We start from the raw sequence: 21604 nt of genomic DNA on the forward strand, positions 1-21604 counted from the left end.
CCGTGGGCAGCCTCCTGAGGCCGCCTGCGGCAACCATAACCCGCGCTCGTGCGGCACCCGCGGCGCGATACCGCAACGTGACCGGCACGAGACCCCGAGCGTCGAGGGCGTATGCCTTGGGCCCGTCCCGGGGGCGGCGCCCCGTCCGCGCCGGGTCCGCGCCGCGTCATCGCCGGGTCAGCGCCGGGTCAGCGCCGGGTCAGCGCCGGGTCAGCACCGGCCACCCGACGGCATACGGCAGCATGGGGGCGTGAACGCACAGCCCGTCATCGACCCTCTCGCCATCGCCGCCCTCGACACCGAGCGGCACGTCGCGGCCTCCGGCTGGGACCAGCCCGCCCGGCTCTTCGCGCTCGTGCGCACGGCTGACCTGCTCGAGCGCGAGCCGCAGCTGCGCGACCAGATGGGGCCCTCCGACCTCGCTGACGGCGCCCTGACCGCCATCGAGCAGGAGGGCCTGCCCACGACGAGCTCGCTCGAGACGCTGCTCGGCCGGCTCGCCTGGCCCGACGAGGTCGACGGCTGCGCCTTCGCGATCGAGCGCATGGTCGTGCCGCCGGAGGCCGAGCGCGAGCTGCCCTCCCGCGGCGACGACGCCGTCGACCACCTCGCGGCCCACCCGGACCGCAAGGACGTACGGCTCGTCGTGGCCGTCCTGCGCGACGGCACCTCGATCTGCCTGCTGCGCCAGCGCGACCACGACTCGGACGACGCCGTCGCGACCGGCAAGGACATCGCGCCCGGGCTCGTCGAGGCCCTCAAGGCGACCTTCGAGGACTGAGCACCTGAGGGCTCACTCCCGCGACGTCAGCAGCGGGGCAGCGAGCCCGTCTGGCCCTTGGCGATGGCCTCGACCGCGGTGCGAGCCTCGTCGAAGGTGCCCACCTTGAAGACGTCGAGGCCGTCGGGCACGTGGCCCACCACCTCGTTGCAGTTGTCGGCCGGGGCGAGGAAGTAGGCGGCGCCGTCCGAGCGGGCACCGGCGAGCTTCTGCCGGATGCCGCCGATGGGGCCGACTTTGCCCTCGTCGTCGATCGTGCCGGTGCCGGCGATCTGGTGACCCCCGGCCAGCGGGCCGGGCGTCAGCTTGTCGTAGATGCCGAGGGAGAACATGAGTCCCGCAGACGGACCGCCGATGGCGCCGGCATCGATGGTGACCTTGGCCGGGAAGTCGTGGTCGAGCCCGAGGAGGACCCCGAGAGCCGTGCGGCCACCCTGGCCCTCGACGGTCGGGACGTCGACCGTCACCTCCTTCCCGGCGCGCGTGACCGTGAGGGACACGCTCTCGCCGGGCTTCTTCTTCTGGAGTGCGTCGCGCAGGGCCTGCGTCGTCGTCACGGGCTCGCCGTCGATGCTGTCGAGACGGTCGCCGACCTTGAGCAGACCCTTGGCCTTCGACGAGTCGGTGATGCCGGCGATGGCGACGTGGGTCGGCACCTCCTTGCCGATCGCGCGGAGCGCGACGGCCGTGGCCTCCTCCTGCGAGCCCTCCATCTGGACGGCGTTCGCCTCGGCCACCTGCTCCTGGGTGACCTGCGGGTCGAAGACGTCGTCGACGGGGAAGACGTCGCGGGCGGGGTCGACCCACGCCTGCAGGATGTCCCACGCGTCGACGGGGTAGCCCGGTCCGCCCTCGACGCGCACCGTGGTGAAGCGCAGCGCGCCGTCGGTCGGGTAGGTCGGCAACCCCGAGATCGCGATGATCGGCTTGTTCTGGGCGCCGGACGTGCCGAGGGTGTCCTGCGTCGGCCCGGGGCTCATGACGGCATACGGCAGGTGGACGACCGACCCGATGACCATGACGACGAGGGCGACGAAGAACGCCGCCAGGACCGCCTTGTTGCCGCGGGTGAGCCTGCCGGTGTCCTCACCCTCGAGCACCTCGGCACGAGTGGGCAGGTCGGTACCGGTGGGCTGCTCCGGCACGCGCTTGATCGTCCTCACGGCAGGCCGACCCACTCGTCGGCACCGTCGGCGAAGCGCTGGTGCTTCCAGATCGGGATCGTCGCCTTGAACTCGTCGATGAGCTCGCGGCAGACGTCGAACGCCTCGCCGCGGTGCTCGGCGCTGACGCCGACGACCACCGCGACGTCACCGACCTCGAGGTGACCCACCCGGTGGACGACGGCCAGCCGGACGGAGCGTCCATCGGCCGCGAGACGGGCGGCGAGCGCACGGGCTGCCTCGGCCGCCTGCGGGTGCGCGGAGTAGTCGAGGGCGGCCACCGTCTTGTCCGCGGTCTCCTCGGCGACGTCGCCGGCGGGCCCGTCGTGGTCGCGCACCGTGCCGACGAAGAGGCAGACGCCTCCCGCCTTGGGCGAGGAGACGCTCGTGAGCACCTCGTCGACCGACAGAGGTGTCTCACGGATCTCGGCAAGGGTGACCGTCACGCCCGCAATCGTATGCCGCCGCGCGGGCCCTCGCGTTCCGCGCCCGCGCCCATGCCCGCGCCCGTGCCCGCGCCCGTGCCCGCGCCCGTGCCCGCGCCCGTGCCCGGGGTGGGGAACCAACGAGGTCGATCCGTGGTTGTCTTGGTGTACGGCCAGACGGCCGGCACGAGATCCGTTCGAGTGGGGATGAGCAGGCATGGCCGACGACCGTGGACGCGGTGACGACAACCACAGCGACAAGGACGACGTGTCCGGCGAGGAGCAGGGCGACGCGGGCCAGCAGGGCGACGCCGGCCAGGCCGACGCGGGCCAGCCGGGCGACGCCGGCGACCAGGTCGGCCAGCCCGATGCGGGCCGGGCGCCCGGCGAGTCCCCCTTCGGCCTGCCGCTGAACCGGCCTGGCGGCGGCTCACCCGGCTCGGGAGCCGGCCCGGCCGGCTTCGGCAGCGGCTTCGGGGGCGGCTTCGGTGGCGGCTTCGGTGAGGGCTTCCCCGGCCTGCCGGACCTCGGCGGGATGGACCCGTCCGACCTCGGGGCCATGCTCGAGAAGGTGCTCGGCGAGGCTGCCGACAACCCCGAGCTCGCCGAGGCGATGAAGAGCATGGGCGTCGACCCCCGCGACCCGGCCACCCAGGCCGCGATGCGTGCCCAGCTCGGCACCTTCATGGCTGCGCAGGACTCCCCGACCGGCTCGCGCGACCTGGCGACCGAGGTCGCCCGCCGACACGTGATGGCCGCGCAGGGCAACGACGTGCACGACGAGGCCGCCGCACGCGCAGTCGCCGATGCGGTCGCCGTGGCGACCCTGTGGCTCGACGAGCAGACGACGCTGGCCTCCCCCGCCTGGCGTGCGACCGGCCTGAGCCGCGCCGAGTGGGTCGAGGCGACGATGCCGCGCTGGTTCGAGCTCATCGAGCCGGTCTCCGACGGCGTCACCGCCGCGACGTCCGACGCGATGCGCAAGCAGGTCGGCGAGCTCGGCCCGGAGGCCTTCGGCGAGGCCCTGCCCGAGGGGCTGCCGGAGGGCTTCGACCCGCGGCAGATGGTCGAGCAGTGGGCGCCGATGCTCGGCAACCTCAGCCGCCAGATGTTCTCGGCCCAGCTCGGCCAGGCCGTCGGCACGCTCGCCACCGAGGTCGTGACCGGCACCGAGGTCGGCCTCCCCCTCACCGAGCCGGGCGTCGTCGCCCTGCTTCCCGGCAACGTCGCCGAACTCGCCGAGTCGCTCGAGATCGACATCGCGCAGGTGCGCCTCTACCTCGCGGTCCGCGAGGCGGCCCGCGTCCGCCTCTTCTCCGAGGTGCCATGGCTCGGGCCGCAGCTGCTCTCGGCCGTCTCCGACTACGCCCGCAACATCACGATCGACACCGACGCCATCGAGTCGGCCCTGTCGACCATCGACCCCTCGGACCCCGAGGCGCTGCGCACGGCCCTGCAGGGCAACCTCTTCCGGCCGCAGCCGACCCCCGCACAGCGCGCCGCCCTCGACCGGCTCGAGACGCTCCTCGCCCTGGCCGAGGGCTGGGTCGACCACGTGACCGACCGCACGACGGCCCGGCACCTGCCGCTGTCGGCGGCGCTGGCCGAGACGATCCGCCGGCGTCGGGTGGGCGGAGCGGCCCAGAAGACGTTCGCCGGGCTCGTCGGGCTCGAGCTGCGCCCGCGCCGGCTGCGCGACGCCGCGAACCTCTGGGCCGCGCTCGAGAGCGCCGGCGGGGCGACCCTCCGCGACGGCCGCTGGGCCCACCCCGACCTCGCCCCCACGTCGGCCGACCTCGACGACCCGATCGGCTACGTCGAGCGGGCGACCGGCACCTCCTCGACGAGCGCGCTGCCCGAGGGCGGCGACAACCTGGGCGCGGACCTCGACTCCGTGCTCCAGGGCATCCTCGAGGAGGCCGACCGCGAGCGCGGCACCGACACAGGCACCGACACGGGCGACGACGGCGACACCAGTGGCGACACCGGTGGCGACACCGGCGCCGGCCCTCAGCGGTGACGGGGGCGCACCGCCCGCCGGTGCCGCGGGACCCGCGCGGGTCCCGCGAGCCCCTCGAGCCCCTCGAGCCCCTCGAGGGGCCGAACGCGGCCGCCTGGCGCCGCCTGCACGACGACGCCGTCGCACGGCTGGAGTCGTGGGCTGCGCCGGACGAGCGGCAGGAGCGCCTTCGCAGGGAGTTCCTCGACCACCTCCAGGCCCATCCGGACGCGATGAGCAAGGCCGGACCGCCGGCACACCTCACGGGCAGCGTCATCGTGCTCGACGACGACGGCGACGCCGCGCTGCTGACCCTGCACCGCCGGGCGCGGGCGTGGTTCCAGTTCGGCGGACACTTCGAGCCCGGCGACGCGTCGGTGTGGCACGCGGCCACTCGTGAGGCGCGTGAGGAGTCAGGCATTGCGGACATCACGGCCTTTCCGGAGATCGCGCAGCTCGATCGACATCTTCTTTCCGGAGATTTCGGCACGTGCCGTGAGCACCTCGACATCCGCTTCGCGGCGCGCACCCCGAAGTCGGCCGAGTCGGCTGTCAGCACCGAGTCGATCGACGTCCGGTGGTGGCCGGTGGACGCCCTCCCCGAGGGGACACGAGCGGACCTGCGCCCCCTCGTGGATGCCGGCCTGAGACTGCACCAACGCTGACCGACGGGCCGGCGCGCGCAGGGCGTCACGGCATACGTGGTCGTATGCCGTCAGGCGGAGCGCGCCGCCGCGTTCACTCGTCGCTGAGGTCGAGCCCAGCAGCGGCCGAGACGCCCTGGAGGTAGCCGCGGGCACGCTCGAGACGCGGGTAGCCCTGCAGCAGGGCCCAGAACTCCGCGCCGTGCCCCGGCTGCAGCAGGTGGGCCAGCTCGTGGAGCAGGACGTAGTCGACGACCCAGCTCGGCATGCCACGGAGCTTGTCGGACAAGCGAATCGAGCCCTCGGCCGGAGTGCACGAACCCCAGCGGGAGTTCTGGTTGGAGACCCACCGAACGCTCGCGGGAACGGCGCGCCCGCCGAGGTGCTCGCGCGACAGGGCGAGCGCGCGCTGCTCGAGGTCGCCGTCACTGCGCTGGCGGCGCTGCTCGGACGCGGCGACCCGAGCGACCATGGTGCGCACCCACTCCCCCTCCTCGGCGCGGCTCATCCGCGCCGGGACGAGGACGACGAGGCGCCCCTCCTGGCGATAGGCCGACACGGTGCGGCGACGCTTGGCGCTGCGGCGGACCTCGACGGTCACCCCGTCGACCACCGTGTGCACCACCTCACGTCGCACCGTCGCCATGAGGGCAGGGTAGGCCAGCGTGGGGACAACGCCCCGGAGCACGGGCCCGACACGGCCGCGCTCGCGCGTCATACCTCATCGCGGACGGGCGCGCCAAGCGGGGATGAGCATGATTTCGTGCTCAGCGTGCTCTAGGGTTGAACGAGTCGAGGCACCCGTCGGATGGGTGCCATCTACAAGGAGACATCAATGGCTGACGAGACCTACAAGGGCGAGTTCTACTGCGTGAAGTGCAAGGAGAAGCGCGAGGCCGAGGGCAAGGTTGTCGTTTCTGACAACGGTCGCCGCATGGCCAAGGGACAGTGCCCCGTCTGTGGCACGAACCTGAACCGCATTCTGGGCAAGGCCTGACCAGGTCGCGGCGGCGTCGCTGACGCTGCAGATCGAGGGGGCGGGACCACACGGTCCCGCCCCCTCGCGCGTACCCGCCTCGAGCCGGCCCGCGGGCCGACTCAGGCCCCGCCGACGCCCGACCGGAGGCGTCAGGTCCTCGACCCGCCGTCAGGGGCTGTGGACGACGAGCACCGCCGCACCCGGGCGGCTGCGAGCCTGACGACCGAGGGTGGCGCAGGCTGGTGGCGCCACCGGGTCTGGAGGTCCGATGTCCGCTGCTGCCGTCCCACCCCACCCCCGCGTGCCCGTCTGGCTGCGTCCGCTGACGAGACGACGCGGCGAGGTCCAGTTCGGCGTGCTCCCGGGCGGTCCTGTCGTCACGGGGGTCAGCGACACCGAGGCCGCCCTGCTCGCCCGTCTCGACGGCGCCCTCCCCCTCGTCTCGACCGAGCGCGTGGCGGCCGACGCCGGCATCGCTCCAGCACGATGGCGTGCCCTGCTCGAGCTCGTCGCCGAGCTCGGCGTGCTCACCGACCGGCACCCGGCGGGGGTGTCGTCGTCCGGCTCCGCTGCCCCTGCACGCGCCAGCGCCTCCGGGCGGGTCGTCGTCGATGGCTGTGGCCACGTCGCCACCGACATCGCCGCGGCGCTGGCGCACGCCGGCACGCTCGTCGTGCACGGCCGGACCGCGGTCGACAGAGCGGTCGCCGCGCCGCTGCGCCCACGGCCCGACCTCGTCGTCCTCGTGGGGTCGCCCGTCGTCGACCCTCGTCGTGGCGATCTCTGGCTGCGTCATGGCGTCCCGCACCTGCCCGTGGCCCCGGCCGGGCCCCGTACGGTGATCGGTCCGCTCGTCGACGGCTCTGCCGGCGCGCCGTGCCTCTGGTGCCTCGACCGGCACCGGGCCGACCGCGACGACGCGTGGCCGACACTGATGAGCCAGGCGACGCCGACACGGGCCCTCGCGCCGGCCGGGTCGCCCGAGGGCGAGCACGACGGCCTCGCTCCGGGCCTGTCCCATCTCGTCGTCGGCAGCGTGACGCTCCTCGTGAACGGGGTCCTCGAGGGCCACCCTCCCCCGCCCGGGGTCTCGGTCGAGGTGAGCCCACCGTGGCCGCGGATGGACCACCGACGCTGGCCGACGCACCCGCTCTGCCCGGCGCACCCTGCCTCAGGCGGCACGAGCGGCCACGGCGGCGCGTGGACTGGCACCGGGGATGCGTCGCTCCGCCGCGGGGCGTGACCGACGCAGGGCCAAGGCTGGACAGATGGTCGGGCGTACCCGCCCGGGCGGGTACACATAGAGTCGAGGGTGGGCTCGACCCGCCGCCGCGCGATGTTGTCTCGTTCACCGGCGCCGGACCGACCACTCGCGCCCGCACGAGACCGTCGACCCGCCCGAGGAGGTGCGCCGTGACCGACCTGCCACGCAAGGCCGTCGTACGCTCGGCCAAGCTCGCCTCGGTGCCGCTCGGCTTCGCCGGTCGGACCGCCCTCGGCCTCGGCAAACGGCTCGGTGGTCGCCCGGCGGAGATCGTGGCCGCGGAGCTGCAGGCCCGCACGGCGCAGCAGCTCTTCCAGGTCCTCGGCGAGCTCAAGGGCGGCGCCATGAAGTTCGGGCAGGCGCTCTCGATCTTCGAGGCCGCGCTGCCCGAGGACCTCGCCGTGCACTACCGGACCATGCTGACCAAGCTGCAGGACAGCGCCCCGCCGATGCCGACCACCTCCGTGCACGGCGTGCTCCGCGCCCAGATGGGCACACGGTGGCGCAGCAGGTTCGAGTCCTTCGACGACCACCCCGTGGCCTCCGCCTCGATCGGGCAGGTGCACCGGGCCGTCTGGAAGGACGGTCGCGACGTCGCGGTGAAGATCCAGTACCCCGGCGCCGGCGCCGCGCTGATGAGCGACATCCGGCAGATCAGCCGGGTCGCCAAGGTCGCGGCGAGCTGGGTGCCCGGCATCGAGCTCGGCCCGATCCTCGACGAGCTGCGCGACCGGATGGCCGAGGAGCTCGACTACCGCCTCGAGGCCGAGTCCCAGGCGACCTTCGCTGCCGCCTTCGACGGCGACCCCGACTTCGCCGTGCCGCACGTCGTCGACGGCCGCGAGCACGTCATCGTCTCGGAGTGGCTCGACGGGCTCCCCCTCTCGCGGATCATCGCCGAGGGCACCCAGGAGCAGCGCGACACCGCCTCGCAGCTGTACCTGCGCTTCCTGCTCGCGGGGCCTGCCAGAGCCGGGCTGCTGCACGCCGACCCGCACCCCGGCAACTTCCGCATGACGCCCGACGGGCGCCTGGGCGTCATCGACTTCGGGGCCGTGAACCGGCTCCCGAACGGCATGCCGCCCGAGATCGGGCCGCTGCTCACCACCGGCCTCGAGGGCAGCGCCGAGGACGTGCTCGAGGGTCTGCGCGGGATCGGCTTCGTCAAGGACAACATCGACCTCGACCCCCAGCGGCTCCTCGACTACCTCGAGCCCTTCATGGCGCCGTTCCGCACCGACACGTTCACCTTCAGCCGGGACTGGCTCCGGGGCGTCTTCGCGCACATCAACGACCCGCGCCAGCCCAACTACGCCGTGGCCTACAAGCTCAACCTGCCGCCGGAATACCTCCTCATCCACCGGGTGTGGGGTGGCGGGATCGGCGTGCTCAGCCAGCTCGGCGGCACCGTCCACGGGCGCGCCATCGTCGACGAGCTGCTCCCCGGGGCGGACTTACCGCCCGTGGGCGACGCCGACTGACGGACGCCATTGACGGACGTTCGCCCGGACGGTCGCGCTCACACGGCCTTGCTCGTCACCACCAGACGGGGTCGAGCTTGCTCTCGATCGAGCGGAGGTTCTCGCGGCTGCATCGCTCGCACGTCCAGGTCGTGCGCCCGGCGTCGGCGCCTCGGCTCCACGTGAGCCGGGCTGCGGACCGGTCCTCGGGCCGCGGGGTCGTGCCGCACCCGGAGCAGACGAGGGACTCGTCACTGGCTGCGGCGTCGGTAGCTGGTTCGCTCGCCGCTTCGGTAGAGGTGTTCACGGGGTTCTCCCTTCTCCTTCTTCGAGTATCCGCCGACGCGGGGGTGGTTCGTGGCGCCACGCGGGATCTCGGCCCGGGCAAGGAGGGAGCTGGGCAGGGGGTTCAGGAGCTGGGCGAACGGCCCCGGACGTGCGGAACCGCGGGTGACGTGCGCGTCACCCGCGGCTCGCTCACTCGATTCAGTTGTCCTGCAACGCGCCTCGTGGCGCGGTCGTTCACTTCTGGCTGTGGCGTCGACTGTCCCGGATCTCCTGGGCGATCAGCCGGGCGCTGCGACGGATGCCGCTGCGTTCCTGGCGCTGACTGCGCTGGTTGATCCGGTCGCGAGCCAGCATCTCGAGCTGGTTCATGACGATCTCCTGGTCTGTGAAGAAAAGTGCTGGTGGTGGCCGTGGGCGTCTGGGTCATGCGTGGTCACGCAGGCTCAGGCAGCCACGGGGTGCTTGCGCGGACGGCCGCGGGGCCGCTTGCGAGCCACGATGGCGCCCTGGACGAGCAGCTGCCCGCCCCAGACTCCCCACGGCTCCTGGCGCTCGAGGGCGCCGGCGAGGCACTGGACCCGCGCCGGGCAGAGCCCGCAGAGCGTCTTGGCGAACTCGACGTCCTCGGGTCGCTCGGCGAACCAGAGCTCCGCGTCGTAGTCGCGGCACGGAATGGTCTCGCCGACCTGCTCCGCCTCGGTTCTCATGTCGATCAGTTCGCTCAGCTGCATCGTTCTCACCTCCGTCTCCTGGGCGCCCGTGGTGGGGTGCCCCTGCTCACTCGTGTCTGGCTTGGTCCGCAGGCCTGCACCGGTGGTGCGGGTCTCGGTCCTGCTGCTCGGCATCCGGGGAGTCATCTGTGTCCCTGATCTGTCAGGCACCCGGTCGGGTGCTCATCTGTCGGTGTCGGTTGGTGCGGTGTGGGAGCGGCATTCGGCCGGGGAACTCCCCCGGGTAACACGAAGGCCGCGGACCCGGTGATGTCGGGTTCGCGGCCTGGAGGTGAGGCTTCGGGTCTTGTCAGACCGGTGGCCTCCCAGAACGGGAGCGAACGACATCGAGGGTCTTGTAGGCGGGGGCGGACGTGAGGCCGGTGACCGAGACGTCTCCCTGGATCGGGGCGCGGAAGTCGGCGACACGGCCGCCCATGACGGCGGCGATGGACACAGTGGTCCCCTGCTCCGGAGCGCGCGTGGCCGCCAGGCGGACATCGCCGGTGGTCGGCCGCAGACGGACGGAAAGGACGCAGGAGACTGCGCTCATCGTCATCGTGGTGTTGTCCATCAGGCCGACCTCCTCACTTCTGCTCACGGGCCCCAGCCGGCCACCGAGACCACTGGGCTTGACTTCGTCAAGGGTACGCGTGCGCCTCGCGGGCGAACAACTGATTTAACGAAGTTTTCCGAACTTATTTTGGGCCAATGCGTCTAACCCGCGGATTACTTTGCCGCAGAACGGCTTTCGAAGATTTCTTGCGGGTCGGCACCGGCCAGGATGGCAAGGACGTCGCTGCCGTACTGCTCGAGCTTGCGCGCACCGACGCCGCTGATGACCGACAGACGACCCTCGTCGGAGGGCGCGTCCTCGGCGATCGCGGTGAGCGTCGCGTCGGTGAAGACGACGAATGCCGGCACGCTCGCCTCGCGCGCGACGGCAAGGCGCCACGTGCGCAGCCGCTCGAACGTCGCCTCGTCGTAGGTGGGCGGACAGTCGTCGCAGCGGCCGGTCTTGCGCTGCGCCGCGGAGACGAGCTCGGCGCCGCAGCCGCGGCAGTGCGCGAGGGGTGCCACCTTCGGCGCGGACCGCTTGGAGCCGCCCGACCTCGCCTCGCTGCGGGCGCCCTGACCGAGGATGTCGGCCGCCGGCGCGAGGAACCTCGAGACGCGGCGGGTGGCCCGGGCTCCCGGCGTGCGGGCGCCGGACCACGACAGGAAGAGCTGTTTGCGGGCGCGCGTGAGCCCGACGTAGAGCAGACGTCGCTCCTCCTCGACGGCGTCGGGACCCTCGGCCATCGAGATGGGCATGAGGCCGTCGGAGGCGCCGACGAGGAAGACGGTGTCCCACTCCAAGCCCTTGGCGGCGTGCAGGCTGGCGAGCGTCACGCCCTGCACGGCCGGCGCGTGCTGCTCGGCCGCCCGCCGCTCGAGCTCGGCGACGAGCTCGGGCAGCCGGGCGTCGGGGGCCGCTGCCGCGATGTCGTCGGCGAGCGTCGCGAGCGCGGTCAGCGACTCCCACCGCTCTCGGGTGGCCCCGCTGCCCGACGGGGGCTGATGCGACCAGCCCGCACCGGTGATGACGTCGCGGGTGATCTCGCCGAGCGGCTTCTCGCCGTCGTCGCTGCGGGCGGCGCCGCGCAGCAGCAGGACCGCATCGCGCACCTCCTTGCGGGCGAAGAAGCGGTCGCCACCCCGCACGAGGTAGGCCACCCCGGCGTCGGTGAGAGCCGACTCGAAGGCCTCGGACTGGGCGTTGGTGCGGAAGAGGATGGCGATCTCGGCCGCCTGGTGCCCGCCGGTGACGAGCGTGCGGATGCGGTCGGCGACCGCGGCAGCCTCGGCCGGGTCGTCGGTATAGCTCGTCAGCTCGGGCGCGGGACCCGGCTCGGACTGCGCGAGGAGGCGCACCGACCCGTCGCGCGCCGCCTGGGTGCCGGACGCGACGATGGTGTTGGCGAGCCCGACGATCTGGGGTGTGGAGCGGTAGTTGCGCACGAGACGCACGACCTGCGCCCCCGGGAAGCGCTGGGGGAAGCCGACGAGGTGTCGCGGGCTGGCCCCGGTGAAGGAGTAGATCGTCTGGGCCGGGTCGCCGACGACGCAGAGGTCCTTGCGCTCCCCCAGCCACTGGTCGAGGAGCCGCTGCTGGAGGTCGTTGACGTCCTGGTACTCGTCGACGACGAACTGGCGGTACTGGCCGCGGACGGTGCGGGCGATGTCCTCGCGTTCGTCGAGGATGCCGACGGTGAGGAGCAGGACGTCCTCGAAGTCGATGACGCCGCGACGCTGCTTGACGTCCTCGTACGCTTCGAAGAGCCGTGCCATGGCGGTGAGGTCGAGGCCCGGGGGCTCGCGTCGCTGCTCACGGGCGCGGGCGGCATACGACTGCGGCGTCAGGAGGTTGACCTTGGCCCACTCGATCTCGGCTGCTAGGTCGCGGACGGTCGTGCGGTCGAACTGCATGCGCAGCCGGCTCGCCGCCTCGGCGACGGCCGCCGCCTTGTGGCTCATCACCTCGGGGGCGGCGCCGCCGATGGCCTGCGGCCAGAAGAAATGCAGCTGCCGGAGCGCGGCGGCGTGGAAGGTGCGGGCCTGGACGCCCTGCACCCCGAGCCCACGCAGGCGCGTGCGCATCTCACCGGCGGCGCGGGCCGTGAAGGTCAGCGCGAGCACCCGCTGCGGCTGTTGCGCACCCGAGTGGACGGCATACGCGATGCGGTGGGTGATGGCGCGCGTCTTGCCCGTGCCGGCACCCGCGAGGATGCACAGGGGGCCCGGCGGGGCCATCGCGACCTCGCGCTGCTCCGGGTCGAGCCCGGCGAGGATCTCGTCGGCGGACGGTACTGCGCTCAGGAGCGATCACCCTTCGAGGCGGCCAGCACGCTCGCGGCGTGGTCCGGCACGTAGTTCTGCTCGTGCTGCGGCGGCCGCTCGTAGCCGCGCGGAGCCGGGCGCTTGGGGACGGGCGGCACGACGGGCGCCACCGCGGCGTGCGGGATGGAGCTGAGCAGGTGGTGCATGACGTTGACCCGCGAGCGCCGCTTGTCCTCGGACTCGACGACGTGCCACGGCGCCCAGTCGGTGCTCGTCGCGGCCATCATGATGTCCTTGGCCTCGGAGTAGTCCTCCCAGCGGGTGATGGACTCGAGGTCCATCGGCGAGAGCTTCCACTGGCGCATGGGGTCCTTGGCGCGGCTGCGGAACCGGCGCTCCTGCTCGACGTCGGAGACGCTGAACCAGTACTTGCGCACGATGACACCATCATCGACGAGCATCTGCTCGAAGAGCGGGGCCTGCTCGAGGAACCGGGCGTACTGCTCGTCGGTGCAGAACCCCATGACCCGCTCGACGCCGGCGCGGTTGTACCAGGACCGGTCGAAGAGCACGATCTCTCCGGCCGCGGGCAGGTGGGCGATGTAGCGCTGGAAGTACCACTGCGTCTTCTCGCGGTCGGTCGGCGCCGGGAGGGCCGCGATCCGGGCGACGCGAGGGCTGAGGTACTCGGTGATCCGCTTGATCGCCGATCCCTTGCCGGCGGCATCGCGCCCCTCGAAGACGACGACGACCCGCTGACCCGTCGAACGCACCCACTCCTGGAACGCGACGAGCTCGGCCTGCAGCCGACGGACCTCGGTCTCGTAGACGTCGAGGTCCATCCTGGGGGATCGTTTTGCGCCGCGCTTGGCCATGGGGTCATCCTTGCACCGAGGGACGACGCCCGTGGGGGCCGTCCCCACCACCACGCACGACGTCGCGACACGAGTAGGAACCGATGCCCCAGTCCACGCAGGTCACGCCCGACGAGGGCTCGATCACGATGTTCACGACCACGTGGTGCGGCTACTGCACACGCCTCAAGGGCCAGCTGACCCGCGAGGGCGTGCCGTTCACCGAGATCGACCTCGAGGCCAATCCCGAGCACGTCGACTTCGTCGAGCACGTCAACGGCGGCAACCGCACGGTCCCGACCGTCGTCTTCCCCGACGGCTCGGCCGCGACGAACCCCTCGCTCGCCGAGGTCCGTTCGCGCCTCGCGGGCTGACGGGCCGCGCCGACTAGGCTCAGAAGCTCGTCCCCGTGCCCGGCTCGACGACGGACTCGACCGTCTGGCCGAGCCAGTGCTCGATGATCCGCTTGGCGATCGAGATGCCGCTCGGCGTGCGGATCGAGCCGTCGCGGAGCAGGTCGCGGTACTCCTCACGGCTCACCCAGCGCGCCTCGGCCATCTCGACGGGGTCGATCGTCAGCTCGGTCTCGCGCGTCGTCGCCTGGAAACCGATCATCACCGACGAGGGGAACGGCCACGGCTGGTTGCCGAGGTAGCGCGCCGCCTCGACGGAGATGCCGACCTCCTCGGCGACCTCGCGGGCGACCGCGGACTCGAACGACTCCCCCGGCTCGACGAAGCCGGCGAGCACGGAAAAACGACCCTCGGGCCAGTGCGCCCCCCGGCCCAGCAGCAGCCGGTCGTCGGGGTCGACGACCGACATGATGACCGCCGGGTCGGTGCGCGGGTAGTGCTCGCTGCCCTCGCGCTCGCAGCGCCGCACCCAGCCACCCTGTCGGGGATGGGTCGGGGCGCCACAGCGGGGGCAGAAGCGGTGCGTCGCGTGCCAGTGGGCCAGCGCCAGCGCGGTCGTGAAGACGCCAGCGTCGCGGGGTGCGAGCGCCTCGCCCGCCTGCCGCAGCGTGAGCCAGCCTTCCGGCGGCCGGTCCTCGTCGGCCGCGCTCCCGTCGTCCGTCGAGACGACGCCCACGTATGCCGTCCCGTCGCCGTCGCGGCCGAGGTGCAGTCCGAGCCGGGCGTGGTCCTCGGGCTCGGGGGCGCGCAGGACGAGCGTCAGCCCGTCGTCACCGGCCACCTGTGCGCCGTCTGGGGCCGACACCTGCATGCGGTCACCCCGGACCTCGGCGACGCGGGTCCGCGGGTCGTCGAGCAGCTCGGTGAGGACCTCGGGCCGCCGACGCTCGAGCGCCACCCGGTCCAGTGAGCTGCGCGAGAGCGCGAGGTCGGCCAGGGTCTCGTCGGTCACTGCCACGCGACCCACCCTAGGGCGGCGAGCCGGCACCGGCGCACCGGTGTCGAGCCTGCACCGAACCGACCGGCGCGGGCGTCGCCTCCCACGCTCGGCGCGCTGCTCGACCTACGGTGGACACGTGACGCGCAGCCCGCTCTTCCTCGCCGCCCTGGCGAGCTCGGCCGTGCCGGGCCTCGACCCAGTGACGGTGGAGGGTGTCCCGGGCCGTCCCGGCGACCTCTTCGAGATCGCCTACGTCCAGGACAGCCAGGACCGCCGCTGGGTCGTCAAGGCGCCGTGCACGTCGGCGGCCGGCGCGATGCTCGACGACATCTCCGCCCTGTCCGGCCTGCTCGGGCGCCGGCTCGACGTGGCCATGCCCATGGTCCGCGGCCTCGCCCAGGTGCCGGAGGGCCGAGCGGCCGTCTACCTGCGCGTCCCCGGTCGACCCCTCGACTTCGCGGGGCTCCGTCCGGGCCCGTTGACGGCCGAGGTGGGTCGCACCCTCGCGCACATCCACAATGTCGAGCACCTGCTCTACGAGGAGGCCGGGCGACCCTCGTACGACGCCGAGGCGTACCGCCGCCGCCAGCTCTCCGAGCTCGACCGGGCCGCCGCGACGGGGCACGTGCCCACCGGGCTCCTCACGCGCTGGGAGCACGCACTCGAGGACGTCTCGCTGTGGCGCTTCGCCCCGACCACGGTCCACGGCACCTTCACCGGCGAGAACGTCCTCGCGTCGTTCGACGACGATGACGACTCGTCGAGCGGTCACGTGCGTGGCGTCCTGGCCTGGGAGGCAAGCCGCGTCGGCGACCCGGCGGACGACTTCGCCGAGCTCGCCAGCCTGGCGCCGGCCGAGACGCTCGATGCCGTGCTCGAGGCCTACGCCGAGTCGCGCATCGAGCGACCTGACGTGCACCTCGTGCGCCGCGCCCGGCTCGCGGCCGAGATGGCGCCGCTGCGGACCCTGCTCCACGCCCTCGCGTCGGGCCAGCTCGACGTCGTCGAGCGCACCGCCGACGAGCTGCGCGCCCTCGACGGCCGGGTCGAGGACGACGACCGTCGTCACGCGCAGGATGACGCCGAGCGCAGCGAGCGCACCCGACAGTCGCGAGAGCGTGCCGCAGCGGTCCTCGACCCCGACGACCCCGAGCGGCCCGAGCCCGAGTGGGACGCGACCCAGCCGCACGTGCCCTTCCCGATGCTCGGCGAGACCCAGGCGATCTCGATGACCTCGCTGCTCGACGAGCCGCAGGTCCCCGATGACTGGACCGCCGGGGACGCCGAGCCGCCCACGACGTCGCCGGAGACGGCCGATGCCGCACCGGGTGACGCCGTCGCCGCCGACGACGTGCCAGCGGTCCCCGGAGGCACGGCCGGGCCGGACCGGTCACCGTGGCACGCCGAGGCCGTGGAGGAGTCCCAGCCCGTGCCGCTCACGGCCGCGGACGCCGACGCCTCCACCTTCGAGATCGACGAGGTCGAGGCCCTGCCCGAGGACGCCGACGGCGTGCTCGACCTCCACGAGGGCGCCTCCGACTTCGTGCCGGTCGAGCACCGTCCCGAGCACCCCGCCCACGACGCGCGCAGCTGACGGGCCCAAGCCGCGTCGTCGAGTGGCCCCGAGACCCCACCCGTCACTCCCGTCGAGTGGCCCCGGAACCCCACCGGTCCCACACCGACGGACCGGATCGAGTGTGACGACGGGGCCACTCGAGTGGGACAGGGCGCTCACTCGAGTGGGACGGGGCGCTCACTCGAGGGGGCTAGTCGGGGAGGGTGCGGAGCAGGTCGACGAGGGCGGCCTCGCCCGGGAGGTCGGGACGCACCGTGACACCTTCGCCCGCGTAGTAGAACGCCGCGTCGACGAGCGACGGGTCGACGCCGCGCAGCCGGGCGAAGGCGACGGCATACGCCGCGAGCTGGAGCGCGCGGACGGTCGCGTCGCGCCCGGTCGGCCTGGCACCCGTCTTCCAGTCGACGACCGTCCAACCGCCGTCGTCGCGAGGGAAGACGGCGTCGACCCGGCCGCGGACGGCGATCCCGTCGATGACCGTCTCGATCGACATCTCGATCTCCTCGGGGATGCGGTCGGCCCACTCGCTGGCGAGGAAGCGCTCCTTCATCCCGTCCAGGTCGCCGTCGTCGGCCGCCCCCTCGTCGGCGCTGCCCGGGAGGTCGAGCAGGTCGACGAACGCGGCGCGAGCGTAGTGCTCCTCGATCCACGCGTGGAAGGCCGTGCCCTGCCGCGCGGCGACGGCCGGCGGGCTCGGCATCGGACGCCGGAGGGACATCGCGAACGCCTCCGCGTCCCGGGCCAGCGAGACGACCGCGGACGCCGAGAGGTGGCGCGGGACGTCGACGACGGACTCATCACGAGACCGCCGGGCCGCCTGCTCGGCGAGCAGGATGCGGAGGTCGTCGACGCGCGGATCCCCTTGCGGCACAGTTGGACCCGCGTCGACGAGGGCGGCGATCCGTCGGTGCGCGTCGAGCAGGCCTGCGCGCCTCGCCCCCATCGGGTCGTGGGGCCACAGCTGTGAGATCGGGACGGCGAGGTGCGGGTTGGTCGGCGCCGACGCCTTGCCCTTGTCGTCGAGGACCGGCTCGGGGTCCGGCGCCCAGGCGGTGCGCACGACGGACCCGGGCAGGGTCTCCTCGACCTCGGTCAGGAAGCGCGACGGCACCGACAGGGTCTTCTTCGTGGCACCCCAGAGGTGGGTCGTCAGGAGCATCGAGGCGCGTGCGCGGGTCAGCGCGACGTAGGCGAGGCGCCGCTCCTCGGCCACGGCATGCCGCCCGCCGTCGAGGACGAACGCGTCGATGGCAGCGCTGAGCGCCTTGCGGTCGGGCACCCCGCGCCAGTCGAGGTGCGGCAGGCCGGCTCGGTCGCCGCGCAGGTCGTAGGGCAGCGAGTCGAGCCCGATGAGCCAGCCCTTGTCCTTGACGTCACCCGAGCAGGAGTATGCCGTGGGCTCGCTGTCGGCGACGGGCGCCACCGCGGTCGCGCCGTGCGCCGGGAAGACTCCCTCGACGAGGGTCGGGACGGCGACGACGTCCCACTCGAGCCCCTTGGCCGCGTGCACGGTCAGGACCTGGACGGCGTCGGCGTCGGACTCGGTGTGCCCGGCGTCGAGGCCGCGCTCCTGGTCGCGGGCGGCGTCGAGCCAGCTGAGGAAGCCGGACAGGGTGGGTCGATCGGCAGTCGTGGCATAGCGCGCCGCGACGTCGGCGAAGGCGTCGAGGTGCACGCGGGCGGTCGAGGCCGTGTGCTCGGGCCGCGAGAGCACCTCGATGTCGAGCCCGATGGCGACCTCGGCCTCGGCGACGAGGTCGACGAGGGGCAGCGCCGTGAGCCGACGGAGCCGCCGCACGACGTCGCCGAGGTCGTGCAGCCGGGCCAGCGCCTCGTCGCCGATGCGGGCGCCGTCGCGTCCGGTCCACCCGGCGCGAGGCAGGTCGTCGAGGGCCTCGACGAGCGTGGCGGTGTCGGCACTGTCGGCCGCGAGGTCGGAGCCCCGGCGGTCATCGGCTGATGCCGTGCCGCCATCGGCACCCGCCACCTCCGCCACGACGCCGTCCGCCGGGGCGCCGTCGCCCGTGGGTGGCCGGCCTCCGGAGGGCCCGGATCCCGGGCTCCCCTGCGCGGCGACTGCGCCGGGGCTGCCGGCCGCCGGCTGGTCGGGTGCGGTCGAGGTGGCGGCCCCGACGCGGGGCGTTCGCCGGTGCAGCTCACGCGCCCACGCCCACAGCCCGGCCAGGTCGGCCGCGCCGAGGCGGACGACGGGCCCGGTCAGCAGGCGCATCAACTGGTCGCCGCGGCTGGGGTCCTGCACCACCCAGAGGGCGGCGACGAGGTCGCTGACCTCGGGGGTGACGAGCAGGCCACCGAGGCCGACGACCTCGACGGGCAGCTGGTGGCGGCGCAGCGCCTCGAGGACGACGGGGAAGGTCGAGCGTCGCCGGCACAGCACGGCCGCGCTGCGGCCGGTGCGCCGGCCGCTCGGGCTGAACCAGTGCGCGGCGATCCAGGCGGCGAGGTGGTCGGCCTCCTCCTCGGCGGTCCCGAGCCGGGCCACCTCGATCGTCCCCACCCCGGCGCCCGGCCGAGGCCGCAGCGGCTGCACGTGCTCGGTCGCGAGCGGCGCGGCCACGGCGTTGGCCGCATCGAGGATGAGCGAGTCGTTGCGCCAGCTCGTCGACAGCGGCAGGACGTCGGCGGGGCCCTCGTCGCCGCCGAACTCGGACGGGAAGCGCAGCAGGGTGGTGGCGCTCGCGCCACGCCAGCCGTAGATCGACTGGTTGGGGTCGCCGACGGCGGTCAGCGCCACCCCGGGGTGGTGGAAGAGCGAGCGGAGCAGCTCGAGCTGCGCCTCGGACGTGTCCTGGAACTCGTCGAGCAGCACGGCCCGGAACCGCTCGCGCTCGATCTGGCCGACGGCCGGCACCGAACGGGTGAGCCGGGCCGCGATGGCCATCTGGTCGGCGAAGTCGAGGGACTCGCGCTCGCGCTTGAGCGCGAGGAAGGCCTCGACGATCGGCAGGACCGTGCGGCGCTCGCGCAGGACGGCGACCGCGTCTCGCGCGGCGGTGAGCGACCCACGGCCCTCGCCGTCGGGCAGGGCGTCGAGGCGCGCGAGCACGGCGTCGAGGTGGTCCATCACGTCGACGGGCGTGCGCACGTGCTCGGCCATCTCGCCGGCGAGCGCCATGACGGCCTGGATGACGGTCGCCTCGCTCTTGACGACGTCGTCCATCGGGCCGTCCCAGCGCGACACCGCCTCGGCAGCCAGCTGCCACGCCCCGGCCTCGGTGAGGATGCGGAACTCCGGCTCGATGCCCACCCGGAGGGCGTGCTCGCGGACGAGCCGGCCGGCATACGCGTGGTAGGTGGAGACGGTCGGCGTGCCGCCGAGCACCTCGGCGCCCGTGCCGTCGTCGGCGGGCGGCCTCCAGATGCCGGCCCGCTCGAGGCCTCGCAGGCGCTTGGCGATGCGCTGGGAGAGCTCGGCCGCGGCCTTGCGGGTGAAAGTCAGGCCGAGCACCTGGTCGGGGTCGACGAGGCCGTTGGCGACGAGCCACACGACGCGCGCCGCCATCGTCTCGGTCTTGCCCGAGCCCGCGCCGGCGACGACGAGCAGCGGGCGGGCACCCGCCTCGATGACGGCGGCCTGCTCGGCCGTGGGCGGCGGCATCTCGAGCGCCGTCGCGATGTCGAACGCACTGTGCGCCACCGCCGTCGCGGGGCGCGCCTCGGTCGTCGTCACAGGGCGTCTCCCTCGGGCTGGACGGGGCACGACGACCGCACCGGGCAGGTCTCGCAGGCCTTGCCCTGCGCAGCCCGGAACTCGGCCGCCCCCATCCCCTCGGCGGTCTGCTGCACGAGCGTCCGTGCCCACGTCGGGTCGTCGCTGCTCGCGAGCGGTGGCTGTGGCAGCACGCTCGGCTTGAGCCCGGAGAGCCCTCCCTTGCCGATGAAGGCGAGCGCCGCCCCGGCACTGCGGTCTCCGAGCGCGGGGAACCCGCCTTCCTCGACGGCCACCTGGTAGGCCCCGAGCTGGCCGTGCTGGGCCAGCTCGGCCTTGGTCGGCTTGGTCTTGCCGGTCTTGAGGTCGACGATGCGCAGGCGACCCTCGGCGTCGCGCTCGATGCGGTCGACGCGCCCGGCCACGACGGCGCGCCCCACCTCGACCCGGAAGTCGGACTCGATCCCGACGCGCTCCCAGTCGCGCTCGGCGGCGGACCGGTAGGCGCCGAACCGCGCCACCATGTCGTGCGCCTCCTGGTGGGTGCGGTCGGTGACCCAGCCGGGCTTGAGCCCCAGGCGTCCCCACCGTGCGTCGACCTCGTGCTTCAGCTCCTCGAGCGGCGCGTCGGGCAGCTCGGCGACGATGTCGTGGACGAAGGTGCCGACGGAGGCTGCGCCGAGGGAGACGCCCTCGCCACCGACCGACGTCAGGAACCAGCGCAGCCCGCACTCGGCGAAGTAGGTGACCTTCGACGGCGACACGGGCACGGGCTCGTCGGGTCGGCGCACGGGACGCTCGCTCGTGACCGACCGGAGCGCCCACCACGAGGTCGGGTCGGCCCCGCGCACGCCCTCGCGCGCCGCGGCTGCGAGCAGGTTGAGGGCCGGCTCGGCGACGCCCGGGTCGGGGCTGACGGCCTCGCGCCTCAGCTCTCCGACGAGCCCCGGCAGGGTCATGGTGCGCGCCACCTCGGAGTGCGGGCGCACCTCGTCGGCCAGACGCGTCGTGGCAGGCGGGTCGACGAGGTCGAGGTAGACCGACGGCTGCTCGTCCTCGTTGCCGACGGCGGTGACGAGCAGCCGCTCGGTGGCGCGGGTGACGGCGACGAGGAAGAGGCGCGTCTCGTCGTAGCGCACCGCGGCCTGGGCGGCGCGGAAGCCGAGCGGCCGCTGGGCGACGACGTCGACGAGGTCCTCGGACCCGAGGACCGAGCCGCGCAGGCGCAGGTCGGGCCACACGCCCTCCTGGACCCCCGCGACGACGACGATGCGCCACTGCCGGCCGGCGGCGGTCTGCGGCGTCAGCAGCGCGACCCGGCCCCCGGACTGACCGCCGACGAGCAGGGTGTCGCCGGGGACGTCCTGACCCTGGATGTGCTCGAGGAACTTGTCGGGGCCGGCGGTCGGCAGCCGGTCGACGAACGCGCCCGCCGCGTCGAAGAGCGCGAGCACGGCGTCGAGATCGCGGTCGGCCCGCTCGCCCGACGTGCCTCCGGAGAGCGCCTGTCGCCGCCACCCGTCGGCGACCCCCGCGCCCTGCCAGATGGCCCAGAGCACGGACTCGGCCGTGACCCCGCGCGCCCACCGGCCGTCGTCGGCGACGCGCGCCGCCGCGG

The 21604-nt window shown here is 73.5% G+C and carries 20 protein-coding genes; 8 read left to right on the plus strand and 12 right to left on the minus strand.

Annotation, left to right across the window (positions count from 1 at the left end):
- The first annotated feature begins 250 nt into the window (after positions 1–250).
- Positions 251–781: a PPA1309 family protein gene (locus AC1DW8_RS10170; RefSeq protein WP_082588521.1), complete on the plus strand. Its 531-nt coding sequence runs from the start codon at positions 251–253 to the stop codon at positions 779–781.
- A 26-nt stretch (positions 782–807) separates the two neighbouring features.
- Here AC1DW8_RS10170 and AC1DW8_RS10175 read toward each other — a convergent pair whose 3' ends face one another.
- A complete protein-coding gene (locus AC1DW8_RS10175) occupies positions 808–1926 on the minus strand; it encodes a YlbL family protein (protein ID WP_478093725.1) in 1119 nt (372 codons plus the stop codon).
- 14 nt (positions 1927–1940) lie between these two features.
- Positions 1941–2390 carry a molybdenum cofactor biosynthesis protein MoaE gene (locus tag AC1DW8_RS10180; RefSeq protein ID WP_056770703.1) on the minus strand — a complete coding sequence of 150 codons (450 nt, stop codon included), beginning with the start codon at positions 2388–2390 and terminating at the stop codon, positions 1941–1943.
- A 196-nt stretch (positions 2391–2586) separates the two neighbouring features.
- Here AC1DW8_RS10180 and AC1DW8_RS10185 point away from each other — a divergent pair, with 196 nt between their 5' ends.
- Both AC1DW8_RS10185 and AC1DW8_RS10190 read left to right on the plus strand, forming a co-directional pair.
- Positions 2587–4389: a zinc-dependent metalloprotease gene (locus AC1DW8_RS10185; protein WP_478093728.1), complete on the plus strand. Its 1803-nt coding sequence runs from the start codon at positions 2587–2589 to the stop codon at positions 4387–4389.
- A 20-nt stretch (positions 4390–4409) separates the two neighbouring features.
- Positions 4410–5033: an NUDIX hydrolase gene (locus AC1DW8_RS10190; protein WP_478093730.1), complete on the plus strand. Its 624-nt coding sequence runs from the start codon at positions 4410–4412 to the stop codon at positions 5031–5033.
- A 73-nt stretch (positions 5034–5106) separates the two neighbouring features.
- On the opposite strand, the gene AC1DW8_RS10195 is transcribed toward AC1DW8_RS10190, so the two are convergent.
- Complete coding sequence (locus AC1DW8_RS10195) at positions 5107–5658, minus strand: M48 family metallopeptidase (protein WP_056772564.1); 552 nt, start codon at positions 5656–5658, stop codon at positions 5107–5109.
- Positions 5659–5847: 189 nt separating this feature from the next.
- Here AC1DW8_RS10195 and AC1DW8_RS10200 point away from each other — a divergent pair, with 189 nt between their 5' ends.
- From AC1DW8_RS10200 to AC1DW8_RS10210, 3 genes are all read left to right on the plus strand, one after another.
- Entirely contained in the window at positions 5848–6009 is a 162-nt protein-coding gene (locus AC1DW8_RS10200; RefSeq protein ID WP_020143053.1) for a DUF5679 domain-containing protein, read from the plus strand.
- Between the two features lie 250 nt (positions 6010–6259).
- The gene (locus AC1DW8_RS10205; protein WP_478093732.1) at positions 6260–7234 is read left to right on the plus strand and encodes a hypothetical protein; all 975 of its coding nucleotides are present in this window, start codon (positions 6260–6262) and stop codon (positions 7232–7234) included.
- Between the two features lie 170 nt (positions 7235–7404).
- Positions 7405–8736 carry an ABC1 kinase family protein gene (locus AC1DW8_RS10210; protein ID WP_442275075.1) on the plus strand — a complete coding sequence of 444 codons (1332 nt, stop codon included), beginning with the start codon at positions 7405–7407 and terminating at the stop codon, positions 8734–8736.
- Positions 8737–8791: 55 nt separating this feature from the next.
- On the opposite strand, the gene AC1DW8_RS10215 is transcribed toward AC1DW8_RS10210, so the two are convergent.
- From AC1DW8_RS10215 to ppk2, 6 genes are all read right to left on the minus strand, one after another.
- On the minus strand, positions 8792–9022 hold the full coding sequence (locus AC1DW8_RS10215) for a hypothetical protein (RefSeq protein WP_056770712.1): 231 nt from the start codon (positions 9020–9022) through the stop codon (positions 8792–8794).
- Positions 9023–9237: 215 nt separating this feature from the next.
- Positions 9238–9372, minus strand: coding sequence for a hypothetical protein (locus tag AC1DW8_RS10220; RefSeq protein ID WP_255358381.1), 135 nt, complete (start codon positions 9370–9372; stop codon positions 9238–9240).
- A gap of 74 nt (positions 9373–9446) precedes the next feature.
- Positions 9447–9734 (minus strand): WhiB family transcriptional regulator, encoded by a 288-nt coding sequence (locus AC1DW8_RS10225; RefSeq protein WP_020143058.1) that lies wholly within the window; start codon positions 9732–9734, stop codon positions 9447–9449.
- A 289-nt stretch (positions 9735–10023) separates the two neighbouring features.
- Positions 10024–10287: a hypothetical protein gene (locus AC1DW8_RS10230; RefSeq protein ID WP_056824147.1), complete on the minus strand. Its 264-nt coding sequence runs from the start codon at positions 10285–10287 to the stop codon at positions 10024–10026.
- 155 nt (positions 10288–10442) lie between these two features.
- Positions 10443–12572: an ATP-dependent DNA helicase UvrD2 gene (locus AC1DW8_RS10235; protein ID WP_478093754.1), complete on the minus strand. Its 2130-nt coding sequence runs from the start codon at positions 12570–12572 to the stop codon at positions 10443–10445.
- Positions 12569–13408, minus strand: a complete 840-nt coding sequence (gene ppk2 / locus AC1DW8_RS10240) for a polyphosphate kinase 2 (protein WP_235508577.1) — start codon at positions 13406–13408, stop codon at positions 12569–12571. Before ppk2 ends, AC1DW8_RS10235 begins: the two co-directional genes overlap by 4 nt.
- Positions 13409–13491: 83 nt before the next feature.
- On the opposite strand from ppk2, the gene AC1DW8_RS10245 reads away from it, so the two are divergent.
- The gene (locus AC1DW8_RS10245; RefSeq protein WP_020143062.1) at positions 13492–13761 is read left to right on the plus strand and encodes a mycoredoxin; all 270 of its coding nucleotides are present in this window, start codon (positions 13492–13494) and stop codon (positions 13759–13761) included.
- 19 nt (positions 13762–13780) lie between these two features.
- Here AC1DW8_RS10245 and nudC read toward each other — a convergent pair whose 3' ends face one another.
- Positions 13781–14758 carry an NAD(+) diphosphatase gene (gene nudC / locus AC1DW8_RS10250; protein WP_478093736.1) on the minus strand — a complete coding sequence of 326 codons (978 nt, stop codon included), beginning with the start codon at positions 14756–14758 and terminating at the stop codon, positions 13781–13783.
- A 118-nt stretch (positions 14759–14876) separates the two neighbouring features.
- Here nudC and AC1DW8_RS10255 point away from each other — a divergent pair, with 118 nt between their 5' ends.
- Complete coding sequence (locus tag AC1DW8_RS10255) at positions 14877–16334, plus strand: phosphotransferase (RefSeq protein ID WP_478093738.1); 1458 nt, start codon at positions 14877–14879, stop codon at positions 16332–16334.
- Between the two features lie 172 nt (positions 16335–16506).
- Here AC1DW8_RS10255 and AC1DW8_RS10260 read toward each other — a convergent pair whose 3' ends face one another.
- Positions 16507–20007: an ATP-dependent helicase gene (locus tag AC1DW8_RS10260; protein ID WP_478093740.1), complete on the minus strand. Its 3501-nt coding sequence runs from the start codon at positions 20005–20007 to the stop codon at positions 16507–16509.
- On the minus strand, positions 20004–21604 hold a 1601-nt coding region (locus AC1DW8_RS10265; RefSeq protein ID WP_478093742.1), incomplete at its 5' end, for a RecB family exonuclease. The genes AC1DW8_RS10265 and AC1DW8_RS10260, both read right to left, overlap by 4 nt.

This window comes from Terrabacter sp. P2_E3, assembly GCF_056403915.1.